This is a genomic window from Achromobacter aegrifaciens (assembly GCF_902859965.1).
Lineage (GTDB): Bacteria > Pseudomonadota > Gammaproteobacteria > Burkholderiales > Burkholderiaceae_B > Achromobacter > Achromobacter aegrifaciens.
The window spans coordinates 135,197-152,676 of sequence record NZ_CADIKO010000007.1 but is presented as its reverse complement, the minus strand read 5'-3'; the positions used below and the strand labels follow the sequence as shown (position 1 = coordinate 152,676).

General features: G+C 65.9%; 15 protein-coding genes. 4 read left to right on the top strand and 11 right to left on the bottom strand.

The annotated features are described in order from the left end of the window. Positions 1–240 precede the first annotated feature (240 nt). Positions 241–1,650 carry a sigma-54-dependent transcriptional regulator gene (locus tag HV793_RS30030; protein ID WP_244958710.1) on the bottom strand — a complete coding sequence of 470 codons (1,410 nt, stop codon included), beginning with the start codon at positions 1,648–1,650 and terminating at the stop codon, positions 241–243. After that, entirely contained in the window at positions 1,634–3,613 is a 1,980-nt protein-coding gene (locus HV793_RS30025; protein WP_175182340.1) for a sensor histidine kinase, read from the bottom strand. The genes HV793_RS30030 and HV793_RS30025 overlap by 17 nt, the downstream gene beginning before the upstream one ends. A 292-nt stretch (positions 3,614–3,905) precedes the next feature. On the opposite strand from HV793_RS30025, the gene HV793_RS30020 reads away from it, so the two are divergent. After that, complete coding sequence (locus HV793_RS30020) at positions 3,906–5,285, top strand: dicarboxylate/amino acid:cation symporter (protein WP_175214404.1); 1,380 nt, start codon at positions 3,906–3,908, stop codon at positions 5,283–5,285. Between the two features lie 145 nt (positions 5,286–5,430). Here the strand turns inward: HV793_RS30020 and HV793_RS30015 are convergent, their stop codons facing one another. The 7 genes from HV793_RS30015 to HV793_RS29985 form a co-directional block, all read right to left on the bottom strand. Beyond that, on the bottom strand, positions 5,431–6,045 hold the full coding sequence (locus HV793_RS30015) for a Maf family protein (protein ID WP_175214403.1): 615 nt from the start codon (positions 6,043–6,045) through the stop codon (positions 5,431–5,433). Positions 6,046–6,079: 34 nt separating this feature from the next. Next, complete coding sequence (gene rlmH / locus HV793_RS30010) at positions 6,080–6,550, bottom strand: 23S rRNA (pseudouridine(1915)-N(3))-methyltransferase RlmH (RefSeq protein WP_175164216.1); 471 nt, start codon at positions 6,548–6,550, stop codon at positions 6,080–6,082. A gap of 7 nt (positions 6,551–6,557) precedes the next feature. Next, entirely contained in the window at positions 6,558–6,959 is a 402-nt protein-coding gene (gene rsfS / locus HV793_RS30005) for a ribosome silencing factor (protein WP_013392761.1), read from the bottom strand. Positions 6,960–7,034: 75 nt separating this feature from the next. Next, positions 7,035–7,622 (bottom strand): nicotinate (nicotinamide) nucleotide adenylyltransferase, encoded by a 588-nt coding sequence (gene nadD / locus HV793_RS30000; RefSeq protein WP_054458761.1) that lies wholly within the window; start codon positions 7,620–7,622, stop codon positions 7,035–7,037. Next, the gene (gene hemF / locus HV793_RS29995) at positions 7,619–8,530 is read right to left on the bottom strand and encodes an oxygen-dependent coproporphyrinogen oxidase (RefSeq protein WP_175214402.1); all 912 of its coding nucleotides are present in this window, start codon (positions 8,528–8,530) and stop codon (positions 7,619–7,621) included. The genes nadD and hemF overlap by 4 nt, the downstream gene beginning before the upstream one ends. A gap of 12 nt (positions 8,531–8,542) precedes the next feature. After that, positions 8,543–9,850, bottom strand: coding sequence for a phosphoribosylamine--glycine ligase (gene purD / locus HV793_RS29990; RefSeq protein ID WP_175214401.1), 1,308 nt, complete (start codon positions 9,848–9,850; stop codon positions 8,543–8,545). Positions 9,851–9,988: 138 nt separating this feature from the next. Then, the gene (locus tag HV793_RS29985) at positions 9,989–10,720 is read right to left on the bottom strand and encodes a YebC/PmpR family DNA-binding transcriptional regulator (RefSeq protein WP_054458755.1); all 732 of its coding nucleotides are present in this window, start codon (positions 10,718–10,720) and stop codon (positions 9,989–9,991) included. Positions 10,721–10,881: 161 nt separating this feature from the next. Between HV793_RS29985 and HV793_RS29980 the strand changes: the two genes are divergently transcribed. The 3 genes from HV793_RS29980 (at position 10,882) to HV793_RS29970 (ending at position 14,621) form a co-directional block, all read left to right on the top strand. Then, positions 10,882–12,408: a helicase HerA-like C-terminal domain-containing protein gene (locus HV793_RS29980; RefSeq protein WP_054458783.1), complete on the top strand. Its 1,527-nt coding sequence runs from the start codon at positions 10,882–10,884 to the stop codon at positions 12,406–12,408. Between the two features lie 152 nt (positions 12,409–12,560). Then, entirely contained in the window at positions 12,561–13,628 is a 1,068-nt protein-coding gene (locus tag HV793_RS29975; protein WP_054458781.1) for a tartrate dehydrogenase, read from the top strand. Between the two features lie 345 nt (positions 13,629–13,973). Then, complete coding sequence (locus tag HV793_RS29970; protein WP_244958709.1) at positions 13,974–14,621, top strand: WaaZ-like lipopolysaccharide core biosynthesis protein; 648 nt, start codon at positions 13,974–13,976, stop codon at positions 14,619–14,621. A 56-nt stretch (positions 14,622–14,677) separates the two neighbouring features. On the opposite strand, the gene HV793_RS29965 is transcribed toward HV793_RS29970, so the two are convergent. Together HV793_RS29965 and HV793_RS29960 are read right to left on the bottom strand one after the other, a co-directional pair. Next, positions 14,678–16,276 carry a DHA2 family efflux MFS transporter permease subunit gene (locus tag HV793_RS29965; protein WP_054458751.1) on the bottom strand — a complete coding sequence of 533 codons (1,599 nt, stop codon included), beginning with the start codon at positions 16,274–16,276 and terminating at the stop codon, positions 14,678–14,680. After that, positions 16,273–17,466, bottom strand: coding sequence for an HlyD family secretion protein (locus tag HV793_RS29960; protein WP_119451017.1), 1,194 nt, complete (start codon positions 17,464–17,466; stop codon positions 16,273–16,275). Before HV793_RS29960 ends, HV793_RS29965 begins: the two co-directional genes overlap by 4 nt. Between the last annotated feature and the right edge of the window lie 14 nt (positions 17,467–17,480).

The following is a 17,480-nucleotide window of genomic DNA, read 5'->3' as shown; positions in this document are numbered from 1 at the left end:
GAAACGACTTTGCGCCGATGATAGTGGACGGACGTCTGTGAAAGTAGGTCATCGTCAAGCTTTTATTCCGCAGAACCCCACAGGTAACCCCTGTGGGGTTTTGTCTTTGTGGCGACCGAATGTATTGCGCTCGGGATCTTTCGTGCGATACCACCAGCCGCAATTCCAATGAAAAACCCCTCGCAGGAATATCCTGCGAGGGGTTTTGTTTTACTGCCGGCAATCTGGGCGCTGAACGGCCTACTGCTGCGTGTATTGCTGGCGGTCTATGCCGTGGCGCTGCAGCTTGTCATAGAAGGTCTTGCGCGGAATGCCCAGGGACTCCAGGGTGGCCTTGATGTCGCCTTGGTGCGCCTGGAGTGCCTCGCGGATGAGCTGTGCTTCGAAGCGCTCCATCCGTTCCGGCAGGCTTGACGCGGCGTCTTGGGCCACGGCGGTTGGCTGGGCAGGGATATTCAGCACGCCAAGCACGACCCGCTCGGCGAAATGCGCAAGTTCACGCACGTTGCCGGGCCAGTCGTGCGTCATGAGATGTTGTTTGATGGACGCCGGCATTTCCGGGATGTCGCGCTGGAAGCGGCGCGATGCGTGCCCGAGGTAGTGGGCGAACAGCAGCGGAATGTCCTCGCGGCGTTCACGCAGCGGCGGAATCCGGATGGTGACCACATTGAGGCGGTAGAACAGGTCTTCGCGAAACTTGGCGCGTATGGCTGGACTGCCCAGGTCTTCCTTGGTGGCGGCGACCACGCGCAGGTCCAGATTGCGCACTTCGTTGCTGCCCAGAGGAGTGATCTGGCGAGATTCGAGCACGCGCAGCAGCTTGACCTGCACCGCCAGCGGCATGCTTTCGATCTCGTCCAGGAATAGCGTACCGCCGCTGGCATGCTCGATCCGGCCGATACGCTTCTTTTGAGCGCCGGTGAAGGCGCCGGGCTCGTGCCCGAAGAGCTCGCTTTCGATGACGCTTTCAGGCAGGGCGCCGCAGTTGATCGCGACCAGCGCGCGGTGCCTGCGGCGGCTCAGGCGATGCAAGGCGGTGGCAACGACTTCCTTGCCGGTTCCGGTCTCGCCTTCGACCAGTACGTCCACGTCGGCATCCGCGATATGCCGCAGCGTTTGCTTGATGCGCTGCATGGCCGGCGTCGTGCCGATGAAAGGCACCTCGTCGGCCTGGACGGCGAACGCGGCTTCGCGCAGCCGGCGGTTTTCCAGCACGAGATGGCGCTTTTCCGCGGCGTGCATGATGGCGGTGATCAGCCTGTCGGCGGCATAGGGTTTGGCCAGGAAGTCATAGGCGCCGTCGCGCATGCATTGCACGGCCGTGGCGATGTCGCCATGGCCGGTGATCAGAATGACGGGGATGTCGGGGTCTATTTCCCGCAAGCGCTGGAAGAGTTGCAGGCCGTCCATGTCGGGCATGCGTATATCGCTGACGACCACGCCGTCGAAATCGCGCGTTAGTGTGGGCAGGGCAGAGCGTGCGCTGGCATGCGCGTCCACGGCGATGCCGTGCAGCTTCAGCGTCTGCGTATTGGCGCGCAGCAGTTCGTCGTCGTCGTCGATGAATATCGCACGCGGCAAAAACGGCTGGCGCTGGCTGCCGTCGATGGATGCCGGCGCGGCTGGCGGAAATTCAGGAGCGCGGTTCATGGTGTAGCTCGGTAGCGTTTTGCTGGCCAGACGCCTTGCGCAACGTCAGGATGAACATGGCTCCGCAGCCCGGGGCATGCGGAGCGGGAAAGACGGGATCGGCCGGGCCGGCGGCGATCAGGTCGCCACCGAATTCGGTGACGATGTCGCGGCAGATGACCAGCCCCAGTCCGAGTCCTTCGGCCTTGGTCGTATAGAAGGGAGTAAACAGGTGCGCCCGCGCCTCGGCCGACAGGCCGGGACCGTTGTCGCTGACGTAGACCTGCACGGTCGCGCCCAGGTCCTGCAGCGCCACGACGATGCGGCCGTCGGGCCGGCCTTCCAGCGCTTCCATCGCGTTTTGCAGCAGATTCACCAGCACCTGTTCCAGCCGTATGCGATTGGCCAGCACCCGGTAATTCTGACCCGCGGGCGGACGTTGCAGGACGATGCCCTGGCGCCGCGCGCGCGGCGCAACCAGCAACAGCGCGCCCTCCAGACAATCCTTCAGGTTCGCGGGACCGATGGACGTGTCGGCCTTGCGCGAAAAGGCGCGCAATTCTCCGGTGATGTGGCCGATCCGCTCCGTCAACGCGGCGATGGTACCCAGGTTTTCCTGCGCCGAGCCTTCATCTTGCCTGCGCAGGAACTCGGCGGCGTTGTCCGCATAGGCGCGTATGGCCGCGACAGGCTGGTTGATCTCGTGCGCCACGCCGGCTGCCACCTGTCCCAGCAGGGCGAGCTTGCTGGCCTGGACCAGTTCTTCTTGCATGGTGTGCAAACGGGCGGCGGTGCGTTGGCGCTCGTCCATCTCATCGACCAGTTGTTCGTTGACTTGCAGCAGCTGAGCCGTGCGTTCATCGACCAGGGAGGCCAGCTGTTCGTGGATGGCGGCCTGCTGCTCGGCACGCTCACGGTTGCGGTGGCGGCGAAAGAGAACGATGCCGACCAAGGCGGCTAGCGCGCACTGCGCAAGCAGCGCGCCCAGCTGGGCGTTGGCGGTAGCCTGGTTGATGGCCGTCTGCACGGGCGACAACAGATGCAGTGTCCAACCTGGGGACTCGACAATGGGTAACGTCGTATGCACCAGCGGCGCGCCTGCGGGGATCTGTGGCAGGGTTACGTCGGCGCGCACCAGCTGGCCGTGGCTGATGGCTTGTAGCTGCGGCCGCAAGGGTAGCGGGAAAAAGGGCGCGTCGCCGAATTGCAGGCTGCTGCGCAAGGCCCGGGCCAAGTCTGGGGTGAGCGGAGCCAGCACATCGAAACGCCAGTCGGAGATACTGCCCAATAGCACTACGCCATGCTCGTCCGTGACGAAAATGGGCGAAACCGATTGGCGCCAGTCGGCCTCCAGGTCCCGGAAATCCACTTTCAGCACGACCACGCCCAGCATGGCGCCGTTGACGTCATCCACGCGTCGCGACAAGTACAGCCCGGCTTCGTGGCTGATCGTGCCCAAAGCGAAGTGTTCGGCCGAGCCATGGGCTACCGATCCCTGGAAATAGGGCCGAAACTGGTAGTCCACGCCGACAAACGTGGCGGGTTCACGCCAGTTGCTGGCAGCGATCGCAAGGCCCTTCTTGTCCAGCACATAGATGGCGGATGCGCCGACGCCGCGGCTCAACGTATCGAGCTTGTCGTCCAGGGATTCGATCTGCACATGCGAGCCTCCCTGCAGCGCCGCGCGCACGTCGACATCGCGCGTCAGGACAAAGGGCAGCGCCCTGAATTTGTCCAGGTTGTTGCGCAGCAATGCCGCGTTGAGCTGGGCTGCCACACGTGCCTGCTCCCCGGCATTCTTCAGCGCGCCGTCGCGCGCCCAGAGCGTGGCGGCGTGCAGTACGCCATAGACGACCGCGACACCCAGCAGGATGGCGATGGCCTTCCAGGGCCAAGGCCAGACAGGCGTGTTCCGTGGGCGCCGCGGCTTTCTGGCCTGGTCCACGCCGGGTCGGGCATCGCGGGGAGAGGAGTGGGTCGACATGGGGTGTGCGGTTTTTCGCACATTCTATATCTTTTTTGTGTGAAATTCCGCCAATAGAGGCCGGGCCAGTACGCTGAGAGAAGAAAAATTCCTTTTTTGATCAAGGGTTTGGAGCGCAAGAGGAAGGTCTGCCGATGTTGGCACGCCTCTTGCATTAGTAAAGCCAAGCCCGGCGGCGTTGCCTGCGGGGTGAAATCGGCTTGCGGCGATACGCGCTTGCCAGAAAACAGATAACGCCCCAACGCCCGCGCTGAACCGCCCGGAGCAAGGGGCCTTGGTGGGGACAATCCCAATGATCGACGTGGATCAAGTCGCGCCCGCGCGCAAGCTCAAGTTCTATCAAATCCTCTATGTGCAGGTGATTTTCGCCATCGTGGTGGGCGTGCTGCTGGGCGCGTTCAAGCCCGAGCTCGGCCAGCAGATGCAACCGCTGGGCGACGCCTTCATCAAGCTGGTGAAGATGATCATCGCGCCGGTGATCTTCCTGACCGTGGCCACCGGCATCGCGGCGATGAGCGACCTGAAGAAGGTCGGCCGCGTGGCGGGCAAGGCCATGCTGTACTTCCTGGTGTTCTCCACGCTTGCGTTGATCGTAGGCATGATCGTCAGCCATATCGTCCAGCCGGGCGCCGGCATGCATATCGACCCCAAGACGCTGGACGAGAAGGCGGTCTCGGGCTACGTGGCCAAGGCGCATGACTCGACCATCACGGGCTTCCTGATGAACGTGATTCCGACCACGATCTTCAGTCCGTTCGTGGGCGGCGACATTCTACAGGTGCTGTTCGTGGCGGTGTTGTTCGGCATTTCGCTGGCCATGGTGGGTGAACGCGGCCAGCCGATACTGAACTTCATGACTGCCCTGGCACAGCCCGTCTTCAAGCTGGTCGCCATCCTGATGAAGGCCGCGCCCATCGGCGCGTTTGGCGCGATGGCCTTCACCATCGGCAAGTACGGCATCAAGTCCGTCATCAACCTGGCGATGCTGGTGGGTACGTTTTACGCAACCTCGGTGCTGTTCGTGGTCGTGGTGCTGGGCCTGGTGGCGCGCTACAACGGCTTTTCGATCCTGAAGCTGGTGCGCTACATCCGCGAAGAGCTGCTGCTGGTGCTGGGCACCAGTTCGTCCGAAGCCGCGTTGCCCACGCTGATGCAGAAGATGGAACGCGCCGGCTGCTCGAAGTCGGTGGTCGGGTTGGTCGTGCCCACCGGCTACTCGTTCAACCTGGACGGCACCAACATCTACATGACGATGGCGGCGCTGTTCATCGCGCAGGCTTGCGATATTCCGCTGTCGCTGGGCGACCAGATCCTGCTGCTGCTGGTGGCGATGCTGAGCTCCAAGGGCGCGGCGGGCGTGACCGGGGCAGGCTTCATCACCCTGGCCGCAACCCTGTCGGTGGTGCCTTCCGTCCCGGTCGCCGGCATGGCGCTGATCCTGGGCGTGGACCGCTTCATGTCGGAATGCCGCGCGCTGACCAACCTGGTCGGCAACGCGACTGCCGCCGTGGTCGTGGCGCGCTGGGAAGGGGAGCTGGATAAGGAGCAGCTGCATGCCGCGCTCGAGGGCGAGCTTCAGCCCACGCCCGTGCCCGTGCCTGCCACGGCTCCGGTTCAGGAAGCGCCGAGGGCTGGCGGCGTACCCATGGGCCAGCCGCTGCAGCATGGCTGAAACAGCGTAGATCCGCGGCTGCCTGCAGGCGGCCGCAACTATTGATGCAGCTGTAAGCCCCGGCAAGAAGGACTGCCCGCCGGAAAAAAAATCCCCCGGACCTCGACGGTCTCGGGGGATTTTTTTCGACCGGAGGCCGCGGTTTTCAGGGCATCTGTATCCCTGCCGCGCGCAACAGGTTTGCAGTTTCGAACAAGGGCAGGCCCATCACGCCGGTATAGCTGCCGGCGATATGCGAAACGAACGTGCCCGCCAGGCCCTGGATGCCATAGGCGCCCGCCTTGCCGTAGGGCTCGCCGCTGTCGCAGTAGCGGCCGAGTTCCTCATCCGTCAGCGCGCGCATGCGGACCTCGGTGATGGACACGGCCTCCAGCAACTGGTTTCCAGTCCAGACGGCGACGGCGGTGTGTACTTCGTGGGCGGAGCCGGACAGCGCGCGCAGAATGCGCATGGCGTCGTCGCGGTCGGCCGGTTTGCCCAGTACTGCGCCCGCCAGGATAACCGTGGTGTCGGCGGCCAGCAGCGGCAGTTGCGGCAGGTCCTGGCTGAGCATCCAGTCGCGTCCGCGCAGGGCCTTGTCGCGCGCAGTGCGCTGGACATAGTCGGCGGCGCTTTCGCCGGGATGTTGGGGTTCGTCCTCGCCCGGCGGGGCAGGTACGAGCAGGACTTCGTGGGCCAGGCCGACCTGGGTCAGCAGCTCGCGCCGCCGGGGACTGGCGGAGGCAAGGTAGAGGCGCGCGGAGGTTGCGGTGTCGGTCATGCGTCAGCAGGATGGGCGCCGGCCCGGCCAGCGGTCAGGCGCGGTGGTAGGGATGATTGGTCATGATGGCCCAGGCCCGGTAGAGCTGTTCGGCCAGCACCACGCGCACCATGGGGTGCGGCAGCGTCAGCGAGGACAGGCGCAATTGGCCGGAACAGGATGCCTTCAGGTCGGCATCCAGCCCGTCCGGGCCGCCGACGAGGAAAGCAACATCCTGACCGCCGGCGCGCCATTGTTCCAGCTTCTGCGACAACGCCATGGTGGTGAGGTCGCGTCCGCGTTCGTCCAGCGCCAGGCGCAAGACGCTGGCGGGCAGGGCGGCGTCGATCCGCTTGGCTTCCGCCGCCATCATCTGGGCGGGCGTCTTGCCGGTGGTGCGGGGTTCAGGCTTGATTTCGCGCAGTTCCAGCGCGCAGTCGGCCGGCAGGCGCTTGGCGTAGTCGTCCCAGGCGGTTTGCACCCAGTCCGGCATGCGCGTGCCCACGGCCACGACGATCAGCTTCACGGCGCGCTCAGTACTCGGCGTCGTGCGCGCCGTCGTTGGCGACCGGCGCGGGGCGGGTGGACTCGGGCAGGAGCTTCACGCGCACCGGCTTGCCGCCCCAGATCTCTTCCAGGTTGTAGTACTGGCGGATGGCGGGCTGCATGATGTGCACGACCACGTCGCCCAGGTCGACCACGACCCATTCGCCCGTGTCTTCGCCTTCGATGGTGATGCCGGAGAGATCGAGCGCACGGCCGCGATCCGCCACGCTGGAAGCGAGGGCGCGGGTCTGGCGGTTGGAGGTGGCGCTTGCAATCACGACGCGATCGAACAGGCTGGTCAGATGCGTGGTGTTGTAGACCTTGATGTCTTGCGCCTTGACGTCTTCGAGGGCGTCGATGACGGCGCGTTGGAGTTTTTGTATATCCATAGTCAGTAAATATAACCCGCGGGCGGACAGCGGATGCTGGCCCCGTGGCGCTTTCAGCGCACCGCGGGTGTAGGTTTATCGGTAAAGATGGTGCGCCGCAATATACGCGGCCACCGGAGCGGCAAGCAGGCCTTCGGTGGATTCGCCTTGCGCCAGGCGCTGGCGGATCTGCGAGGCCGAAACCGGCATGGGAGCAAAAGGCAGTTCCTGCAGTTCGCGTCCCTGGCCGCGCAGGTGTTCGGCCAGCGCCGGCGGGGCGCTGAGCGCCGTGCCCGGGCGGGTGGCCACGGCCAGGTCCACCAGGCTGGCGATGTCCTGCCAGTCGCGCCAGGTGCAGAAATTCGCCAACTGGTCGGTGCCCAGCAGCCAGACGTAGCGCGCGTCCTGGGGCAGGGCGCGCAGCGTGTCGATGGTGTAGGTCGCGCCGCCGCGGTCGATTTCGATGGGATTGACCACCAGACCCGCATGGCCGGCGATGGCCAGTTGCAGCATGTCGCGGCGTTGTTCGGCCGTGGCGTGCAACGCTGCGCGTTGCCAGGGATTGGCCGCGGGGATGAGCTGCACCTCGGCCAGGCCCAACGTCTGCAAGGCATTCTGCGCCAGGGCGATGTGCGCGACGTGGACGGGGTCGAAACTGCCGCCCAGCAGGCCGATGCGCTTCAAACCCAGTCCCGCGGTTTGAGGTAGGCGGCCAATTCGGCCTCGGGCGTGCCTGCCTCGGGCTGCCAGTCGTAGCGCCACTGCGCCTGCGGCGGCATGGACAGCAAGATCGACTCGGTACGTCCGCCGGACTGCAGGCCGAACAGCGTGCCGCGGTCGAAGACCAGGTTGAATTCCACATAGCGGCCGCGGCGGTAGGCCTGGAAATCGCGCTCGCGCTCGCCGTAGGCCTGGTCGCGGCGGCGTTCCACGATCGGCATGTAGGCCGGCAGGAAGGCGTCGCCCACCGATCGGGTCAGCGCGAACGAGGCGTCAAAGCCGGGAGCGTTCAGGTCGTCATAGAAGATGCCGCCCACGCCGCGCGTTTCATTGCGGTGTTTTAGGAAGAAGTACTCATCGCACCAGCGCTTGTAGCGCGGGTAGTAGTCGGCGCCATGGCCGGCCAGGGCATCGCGGCAGGTGGCGTGGAAATGGCGGGCGTCTTCCTCGTAGGGATAGTAGGGCGTCAGGTCGATGCCGCCGCCGAACCAGAAGACGTCGGCCTCGTCGTGGCCGGGCCGGGCTGCCGCCAGGAACATGCGCACGTTCATGTGCGTGGTGGGCACGTAGGGATTGCGCGGGTGCAGCACCATGGACACGCCCATGGCTTCCCAGGACCGGCCGGCCAGTTCCGGGCGGTGCGCGCTGGCCGAGGGCGGCAGCTTGCTGCCCTGGACATGGCTGAACAGCACGCCGGCCCGTTCGAACAGCGAGCCGCCTTCCAGCAGGCGCGACAGCCCGCCGCCGCCCTCAGGGCGGACCCATTCGTCGGTACGGAAGGCCGCGCCCTCGGCGGCTTCCAGGGCGCCGACGATGCGGGCCTGCAAGCCGGTGAGGTAGTCCCGGACGGAAGAGACGGGCAAGGCGTTCATCGACGGTTCCGGCTAGGCGTTGGGCTTGGACTTCTGCTGCGAAGGCTTGAGCGCGCGCCAGCCGATGTCGCTGCGATACTGGCGGCCGTCGAAGTGGATGCCGTCGATCGCTTCGTAGACGCGGTCGCGGGCCATCTTGACGGAGTCGCCCAGCGCCGTGACGCACAGCACGCGGCCGCCGGTGGTCTTGACTTCGTCGCCGTCGAGCTTGGTGGCGGCGTGGAACACCATGCAGTCCTCGGCGTCGGCGGGCAGGCCGCGGATGACGTCGCCGGTGCGCGGCGTGTTGGGGTAGTTGTGCGCGGCCAGCACGGCGCCCAGGGCGGTGCGGCGGTCCCAGGTGATGTCGGCCTGGTCGAGCGTGCCGTCGACGGCATGCTCCAGGGCGTCCAGCAGGTCGCTCTTGACGCGCATCATGATGGGCTGGGTTTCAGGATCGCCCATGCGGCAGTTGAATTCCAGGGTCTTGATCTCGCGGTCGGGGTCGTCGCCCGGGGCGATCATCAGGCCGGCGTACAGGAAGCCCGTGTACGGGATGCCATCGCGCGTCATGCCCTGCACGGTCGGCAGGATGATTTCGCGCATGATGCGGTGGTGCAGTTCCGGGGTGACGATGGGCGCGGGCGAATACGCGCCCATGCCGCCGGTATTGGGACCCTGGTCGCCGTCCTGCAGGCGCTTGTGGTCCTGGCTGGTGGCCAGGGCCAGCACGTTGCGGCCGTCGCACATGACGATGAAGCTGGCTTCTTCGCCCACCAGGCATTCCTCGATGACGACGCGCGCGCCAGCGGCGCCCATGGAGCCGTCGCCCAGCATGGCGTCCACGGCGGCATGCGCCTCTTCCAGCGTGGCGGCGACCACCACGCCCTTGCCGGCGGCCAGGCCATCGGCCTTGATCACGATGGGAGCGCCTTCCTGGTCGATGTAGGCGTGCGCCTTGGCCGGATCGGTGAAGGTTTCGTAGCGGGCGGTCGGGATGTTGTGCCGGACCATGAAGGCCTTGGCGTAGTCCTTCGAGCTTTCCAGCTGCGCTGCGGCCTTGGTGGGGCCGAAGATCTTCAGGCCGCGGGTGCGGAACACGTCGACGACGCCAGCGGCCAGGGGGGCTTCAGGGCCGACGACGGTCAGGGCGACGCCTTCGCGTTGCACGAAATCGGCCAATTCCTCGGCATTGGTGAACGGGACGTTCTCGATCTGTTCGGCGCGTTGCGTGCCGCCGTTGCCGGGAGCGACGTATACCTTGTGGACGCGCGGGGAGCGGGCCAGCCGCCAGGCGAGGGCGTGTTCTCGGCCGCCAGAGCCAATTACCAGGAGTTTCATGTTGCGAGGTTCTTTAGGTTGCCAGTCGAGCGCCGCAAGGCGCCAGCCCGTGGAGTAGGCCAGGATCCAGGCGGACCCGGATCCGGTGACAGCGTGGCGCCGGGCAGGCAAGGCCCGCCCGGCGCCGGGGTAATGGAGTTACTGCGCTTCGTCGAAAACGACGTTCGTATAGACTTCCTGCACGTCGTCCAGGCCTTCCAGGGCGTCGAGCAGTTTCTGCATCTTGATGGCGTCTTCCCCGGCGAGTTCGGTCTCGTTCAGGGCTTTCATGACGATGCCGTCCACTTCGGCCTTCAGACCGGCGGCGTCGAAGGCGCCGCGCACGGCGGCGTAGTCAGCCGGGGCGCAGACCACTTCGATCACGCCTTCCTCGTCGGTCGTCACGTCTTCCGCGCCGGCTTCGAGGGCGGTTTCCATGACCTTGTCTTCCGAGGTTCCGGGGGCGAAGACGAATTGGCCGCAATGCTTGAACATGAAGGCGACCGAGCCTTCCTGGCCCAGGTTGCCGCCGTTCTTGGCGAAGGCGTGGCGCACTTCGGCGACGGTGCGGGTGCGGTTGTCTGTCATGCAGTCGACGATGACGGCTGCGCCGCCGATGCCATAGCCTTCGTAGCGGACTTCTTCGTAGGCCTCGCCGTCGGCGCCGCCCGCGCCGCGCTGGATGGCGCGCTGGATGTTGTCCTTGGGCATGTTGGCGTCGGTGGCCTTGTCCCAGGCCATGCGCAGGCGCGGGTTGCTGTCCGGGTCAGGGCCGCCGGCACGCGCCGCCACGGTGATTTCACGAATGATCTTGGTCCAGAGCTTTCCGCGCTTGGCGTCTTGGCGCCCTTTGCGGTGCTGAATATTGGCCCATTTGCTGTGTCCGGCCATGGCTTCCCAGGGTAATTTGTCTGCAAAAATGGCATTTTACCGTGCCAGCGCCCGGCGCGCCCGGGGGCGGACCGCATGTGTCCATATTGCCACGCGCACAAGCGGCGCGGCAGGCTCTACACTTGGGCATCCATCTGATTCCCTGGTCCGGAGAGCTGCACATGCCCAACCCCATCGTCATCGCCAAGAATGCACAGACCGAATTGGCGCTGCTACCCGCCCTGGCAAACCGCCACGGCTGCATCACGGGGGCCACGGGCACCGGCAAGACCGTCACCTTGCAGGTTTTGGCCGAATCCTTCTCCCGTATCGGCACGCCGGTGTTCATGGCCGACGTCAAGGGCGACCTGACCGGCATTTCCCAGGCCGGCGCCGCGACTCCCAAGCTGCTGGAACGCCTGAAGAACCTGGGCCTGAACGAACCGGCCTGGGCGGCCAGCCCCGTCACCCTGTGGGACGTGTTCGGCGAGCAGGGGTTGCCGGTGCGCGCCACGGTGTCGGACATGGGGCCGCTGCTGCTGTCCCGCATCCTGGAATTGAACGACACGCAGGAAGGCGTGCTGACGCTGGTCTTCAAGGTCGCCGACGACGAAGGCCAGTTGCTGCTGGACCTGAAGGATCTGCGTGCCATGCTGCAGAACGTCGCCGACCGCGCTTCGGAGCTGAAGACACGTTACGGTAATGTGTCTTCCGCCAGCATCGGCGCCATCCAGCGCGGCTTGCTGGCGCTGGAATCGCAGGGTGCGGAGAAATTCTTCGGCGAACCCATGCTCGACGTGGCCGACCTGATGCGCACGGATGCGCAGGGCCGCGGCATGGTCAACGTGCTGGCCGCGGACAAGCTGATGCAGGCGCCGCGCCTGTATGCGATTTTCCTGTTGTGGCTGCTGGCGGACCTGTACGAGAAGCTGCCCGAAGTCGGCGACATGGACCAGCCCAAGCTGGTGTTTTTCTTCGATGAGGCCCACCTGCTGTTCAACGATGCGCCCGCCGCGCTGTTGAACAAGATCGAGCAGGTGGTGCGCCTGGTCCGCTCCAAGGGCGTGGGCGTCTATTTCGTGACGCAGAACCCGCTGGACATCCCCGACACCGTACTGGGCCAATTGGGCAACCGCGTCCAGCACGCCTTGCGGGCATTCACGCCGCGCGACCAGAAGGCCGTGAAGACGGCGGCCCAGACGATGCGTCCCAATCCGGGGCTGGACATCGAGGCCGCCATCACCGAGCTGGGCGTGGGCGAGGCGCTGGTTTCCTTGCTGGATCCCAAGGGGCGGCCGATGCCGACCGAACGCGCCTACATCGTGCCGCCGGCCAGCCGGATCGGCCCGGCGACCGACGCGGAGCGGCAGGCGTTGCGCCAGGGCAGTCCGCTGGCGTCGAAGTATGAGAAATCCATAGACCGCGAGTCCGCCTATGAAGTGCTGGCCGGGCGTGCGGCCAAGCCGGCGGACCAGGCCGGCGCGGCCGGGAACGGTTCCGCGCAGCCCGCAGGCAAGGGCGCTGCCGAGGAATCGGGTGGCGGCCTCATGGACAGCCTGAACGAGGTCTTGTTCGGGTCGACGGGGCCGCGCGGCGGCAAGCGCGACGGCGTGGTGCAGACCATGGCCAAGAGCACGGTCCGGTCGATCGCGCGTGAACTGACCCGCGGCATTTTGGGCTCCTTGCTGGGCTCGAAAGGCCGGCGTTGAAATCCTGATCCTGCGTGCCTGCCAGCAGTGGCTGGCGCGTCCGATTCGGGGCCGTATCGAGTAACATTTCCGTGCAATGATATGGAGGCTGCGCGTGGCCGCTCAGACCCGCGGCGCGCATAGTGCATCCAAGGAAAACAAAGGAAGACGTGGTGGCAAAGAAACACAAGATTGCGGTGATTCCTGGAGACGGCATCGGCAAGGAAGTCGTGCCTGAGGGCTTGAAGGTGCTGGACGCGGTCGCAACGCGATTCGGCATCGATTTTCAATGGGACCATTTCGACTGGAGCTGCGACTACTACGCCAAGCACGGCAAGATGATGCCGGACGACTGGCAGGCGCAGATCGGCCAGCACGAAGCGATTTTCTTCGGCTCCATCGGCTGGCCCGCCACGGTGCCTGACCACGAAGCGCTGTGGGGCTCGCTGTTCAAGTTCCGCCGCGAGTTCGACCAGTACATCAACCTGCGCCCGGTGCGCCTGATGCCTGGCGTGCCCTCTCCGCTGAAGGACCGCCAGCCCGGCGAGATCGATTTCTTCATCGTGCGCGAGAACACCGAAGGTGAATACTCCAACAGCGGCGGCCGTCTGTTCGCGGGCACCGAACGCGAAGTGGTCATCCAGGAAAGCGTCTTCACGCGCATCGGCGCCGACCGCGTCCTCAAGTTCGCCTTCGAACTGGCGCAGAAGCGCGGCAAGCACCTGACCGCCGCCACCAAGTCCAATGGCATTTCCATTTCGATGCCCTGGTGGGACGAGCGCGTGGCCGAGATGGGCGAGAAGTACCCGGACGTGCGCTGGGACAAGTACCACATCGACATCCTGTGCGCGCATTTCGTGCAGCATCCCGACTGGTTCGACGTGGTGGTGGCTTCCAATTTGTTCGGCGACATCCTGTCCGACCTGGGACCGGCCTGCACGGGCACCATCGGCATCGCGCCTTCGGCCAACCTGAACCCGGAACGCAAGTTCCCGTCCCTGTTCGAACCGGTGCATGGTTCGGCGCCGGACATCTACGGCAAGGGCATCGCCAACCCGATCGGCCAGATCTGGAGCGGCGCGCTGATGCTGGACTTCCTTGGCTATCCGGACGCTTCGGCTGCGGTGGTCAAGGCCATCGAAACCGTCCTGGCGGAAGGTCCGCGTACCCGGGACATGAAGGGCACTGCCTCCACCGCCGACGTCGGCAGCGCGATTGCCGCGCTGATCGCGGCGGGCTGAGGCAAGTCGCCGGCAAGGCCCCCAGGCCAGTCAATGGACGATTCCGTCTTTTCCTCCTCCGCTGCCCAGGTGGGCAGCGGACGGGCCGACCGTTTCGTGCGCAAGCTGTTTCGCGTGCTACGGTCGCGCACGCAGAGGCACAATCAACATTTATGGCCTTTCGTCCGGATCTGGCGGGGCAGGTCGGGCGCCATCAGCGGTTTTCGAGCTTTTGGCAGGTCGCAGCCGGTCACGCCGCTGGCCGAGGGATACGATTCCGCCGACAAAGAAGTTCATCTGATCCTGAGCGGCCCGTCGGTCACGCAGATTCCATATGATCGGCTGGATATCCGGGCGGCGATGGGCGTGAACGGCGCCATCATGCTGACGCGCAAGTTCGACCTGCCGTTCAAGTATTACTGCATCATCGACCAGAACTTCGTCCGCGAGCGTATCGACCTGGTGCGCGAAATCGTGTCGCGCGACCTGACCCTGTACGTCTTGCCCGAGGTCTTGCGCTACATCATGCAGGGCTTGCCGCAGGAGTCGATCCGCTGCCGCATCTGCGTCATTGAACTGATCTCCGCACGGGCCTACCAACGCATCTCCGCGCCAGCCGTGCTCCAGCGCATGGCGGCGGCCTCGCCCGACGTGCAGTTGCTGGACGCAAAACAGGCCATGGGCTTCAGCTTCAACGTGGCCTTGGGCGTGTTCGACGCCGATACAGTGGCCTATGCCGCCTTGCAGGTGCTGGTGTCCAGCGGCGCCCGCAAGGTCTACGCGCACGGGCTGGATCTGACGTTGCAAAATGGCGTGCGCTTTTATGATGAAGGGACCTCGCGCCAGTCGAGCAGGCTAGCGCGCAAGTTTTCGCAGTTGATTGAGCCGTCGTTCCGCTTCGCCGCCGCGCAATGGCGCGCTCGTGGCATCTCGGTGTTCAACCTGTCGCCCACCAGCGCCTTGCCGGCCGACGTCATCGAGCGCGCCGACTGGCAGGTCTTGCTGAAGGAATAGCGTTCTTGTGCCGCCAGGCCCTGGACGCAGATCGGTCCGGGGCCTGGCGCTGCGCCTCAGTGGGCGCCGGCCGCCGCTTCGGCCGCGCCGCCGCCGCCCGCCTTGGCCGACCGGGGACGAGCGAACCAGACCAGGCCGGTGAGTGCCAGGAAGATGATCGCGGAGGCGTAGAACACGTCTACCGCGGACATCGTGAAGGCTTGCGCATTGATCAGTCCGTCCACCATCGTCAGCGCTTGCTGATGCGTCACGCCCAGCCCGTTCTGCAGCGTCGCCATGGTCTGGTCGAACGCCTGCTGGCCGGGCTTGGCGACTTCGGTGAGCTGCGCGTGATGCATGGTCGCGCGGTTTTCCCACAGGGTGGTGGCGATGGACGTGCCGAACGCGCCCGCGGTCAGGCGCAGGAAGTTCGACAGACCCGAGGCCGCGGGAATGCGCCACGGCTCGATGCTGGACAGCGTGATCGACGTAAGCGGCACGAAGAACGTCGCCATGGCCGCGCCCTGGATGATGGTCGGCACCATCAGCGTGCGGACATCGGTCTGGGTGTTGAAGCCGGAACGCATGAAGCACACCAGCGCGAAGATCAGGAACGCCACTGTCGCGATCTGCCGCGGATCGCGCGTGGCCAGCATCTTGCCGACGATGGGCGTCAGCAGGATCGCCAGCAGGCCCACCGGCGCGGTCACCAGCCCCGCGTAGGTCGCGGTGTAGCCCATGTTGCTTTGCAGCCATAGCGGCAGCAGCACCACGTTGCCGAAGAAGACGCCGTAGGCCACCGCCAGCGTCAGCGCGCCGACCGTGAAATTGCGGATCTTGAACAGGCGCAGATCCACCACGGGGTGGGCGTCGGTCAGCTCCCAGATCAGGAAGAAGACGAAGGCGACGAACGCGGTGGCGGCCAGCGCGATGATGGTGCCGCTGGCGAACCAGTCCAGCTCCTTGCCCTTGTCCAGCATGATCTGGAGCGCGCCTACCCACACCACCAGCAGCGCCAGCCCGACCTTGTCGATCGGCAGCTTGCGCGTGACCGATTCGCGGTCGCCATAGATGCGCCAGCTGATCCAGGCGGCCAGCAGGCCCACCGGCACGTTGATGTAGAAGATCCACGGCCAGGTGTAGTTGTCGGAAATCCAGCCGCCCAGCAAGGGCCCGGCGACGGGCGCCACCAGCGTGGTCATGGACCAGACCGCCAGCGCCATGCCCGCCTTGGACTTGGGGAAACTCGCCAGCATCAGCGCTTGCGACAGGGGGATCATGGGCCCGGCGACCGCGCCTTGCAGCACGCGGAACGCGATCAGCGCTTCCAGCGAGGGCGCAAAGCCGCACAGCCATGACGCCAGCACGAACAGCAGGGTGGAGATCAGGAACAGCCGCACCTGTCCAAAGCGCTGCGTGAGCCAGCCCGTGAGCGGCACTGTGATCGCGTTGGCCACGGCGAACGACGTGATGACCCAGGTGCCCTGGCTGGTGCTGACGCCCAGATCGCCGGAGATGGTCGGGATGGACACGTTCGCGATGGACGTGTCCAGCACGTTCATGAACACCGCCGTGGACAGCGCGATGGACCCGATGATGCGGGTCGCGCCTTCCAGCGGCGGGTGAGCGCCGGGCGGGGGCGCCGGCGCGGCGGCGGGCTGCTTGGCTGCGCTCATGATGCGAGGTTGGCCTCGATGATCTTGCTGATCATGGCGTCGACTTCGTCATGGGCCGGCTCGAAGGCGCGCGTCGACCAGGCCGGCTCCTTGCGTTCGGCCTGCGTCAGCGGTTCGCCTTCCTGCTTGCCCACGTCCACTTCCACGTCCATCGACAGGCCCACGCGCAGCGGGTGCTTCTTCAGGTCCTCGGGGTCCAGCGCGATGCGCACCGGCACGCGTTGCACCACCTTGATCCAGTTGCCGGTGGCGTTCTGCGCGGGCAGCAGGGCGAAGGCGCTGCCGGTGCCGGCGTCCAGGCCGGCGATGGTGCCGTGGTAGGTGACCGAGCTGCCGTACAGGTCGGCCACCATCTTGGCCGGCTGGCCGATGCGCATCTTGCGCAGCTGGCCTTCCTTGAAATTGGCCTCGATCCACACCTGGTCCAGCGGCACCACCGTCATCAGGGCCGAACCGGGCGCGACGCGCTGGCCGACCTGCACGCTGCGCCGGGCCACCACGCCACCCACCGGAGCGGGCAGCACGGTGCGCGATTGCGCCAGCCAGGCGTTGCGCAGGCCGGCTGCGGCCTGCTGCACGTCGGGGTGGTCGGCGACCGTGGTGCCCTGGGTCAACGCCTGGTTGGTGGCCAGCTTGGCGCGGGAGGCTGCCAGCGCGGCGCGGGCTTGCGCCAGGCCTGACTGGGCGGACTTCAGCGCGGCTTCGGCGTGCAGGATCTCTTCGCCGCTGACGCCGCCGGACTTGGCCAGTTGCTGGCGGCGGTTGACGTCGCTTTGCGCGCGGGTCAGTTCGGCCTGGGCGCGCAGGATGTCGGCGTTGCGCAGGTCGACGTCGGCGGCCAGGGCGTCGTTCTGGACGTAGATGGTGCGCACCTGGCGCACCGTTTGCGCAAGTTTGGCCTGGGCCTGCTGCAAGGCCACGTCGGTGTCGGCCGGGTCCAGGCGCACCAGCGGCTGGCCGGCGGCCACGGTTTCCGTGTCGTCGGCCTCGATGGCCACGACCGTGCCGGGCACTTGCGGCGTGATCTGCACCAGGTTGCCATGCACGTAGGCGTCGTCGGTGCTCTCGAAATGAGCGCCGAAGAGCGCCCACCAGATGCCGTAAGCGATCGCGATGAGGATGAAGGCGCCGGTTGCCAGCAGCAGCAGGCGTTTGCGGGCGGGATTGGCGGCGGGAGTGGCTGCGGTCATGACGTCTGAGTCCG

Bases quoted from the DNA above. Each gene is read 5' to 3' on its own strand.
- HV793_RS30030 (WP_244958710.1), bottom strand. From the start codon at position 1,650: ATGAACCGCGCTCCTGAATTTCCGCCAGCCGCGCCGGCATCCATCGAC.
- HV793_RS30025 (WP_175182340.1), bottom strand. From the start codon at position 3,613: ATGTCGACCCACTCCTCTCCCCGCGATGCCCGACCCGGCGTGGACCAG.
- HV793_RS30020 (WP_175214404.1), top strand. From the start codon at position 3,906: ATGATCGACGTGGATCAAGTCGCGCCCGCGCGCAAGCTCAAGTTCTAT.
- HV793_RS30015 (WP_175214403.1), bottom strand. From the start codon at position 6,045: ATGACCGACACCGCAACCTCCGCGCGCCTCTACCTTGCCTCCGCCAGT.
- rsfS (WP_013392761.1), bottom strand. From the start codon at position 6,959: ATGGATATACAAAAACTCCAACGCGCCGTCATCGACGCCCTCGAAGAC.
- hemF (WP_175214402.1), bottom strand. From the start codon at position 8,530: ATGAACGCCTTGCCCGTCTCTTCCGTCCGGGACTACCTCACCGGCTTG.
- purD (WP_175214401.1), bottom strand. From the start codon at position 9,850: ATGAAACTCCTGGTAATTGGCTCTGGCGGCCGAGAACACGCCCTCGCC.
- HV793_RS29985 (WP_054458755.1), bottom strand. From the start codon at position 10,720: ATGGCCGGACACAGCAAATGGGCCAATATTCAGCACCGCAAAGGGCGC.
- HV793_RS29980 (WP_054458783.1), top strand. From the start codon at position 10,882: ATGCCCAACCCCATCGTCATCGCCAAGAATGCACAGACCGAATTGGCG.
- HV793_RS29965 (WP_054458751.1), bottom strand. From the start codon at position 16,276: ATGAGCGCAGCCAAGCAGCCCGCCGCCGCGCCGGCGCCCCCGCCCGGC.
- HV793_RS29960 (WP_119451017.1), bottom strand. From the start codon at position 17,466: ATGACCGCAGCCACTCCCGCCGCCAATCCCGCCCGCAAACGCCTGCTG.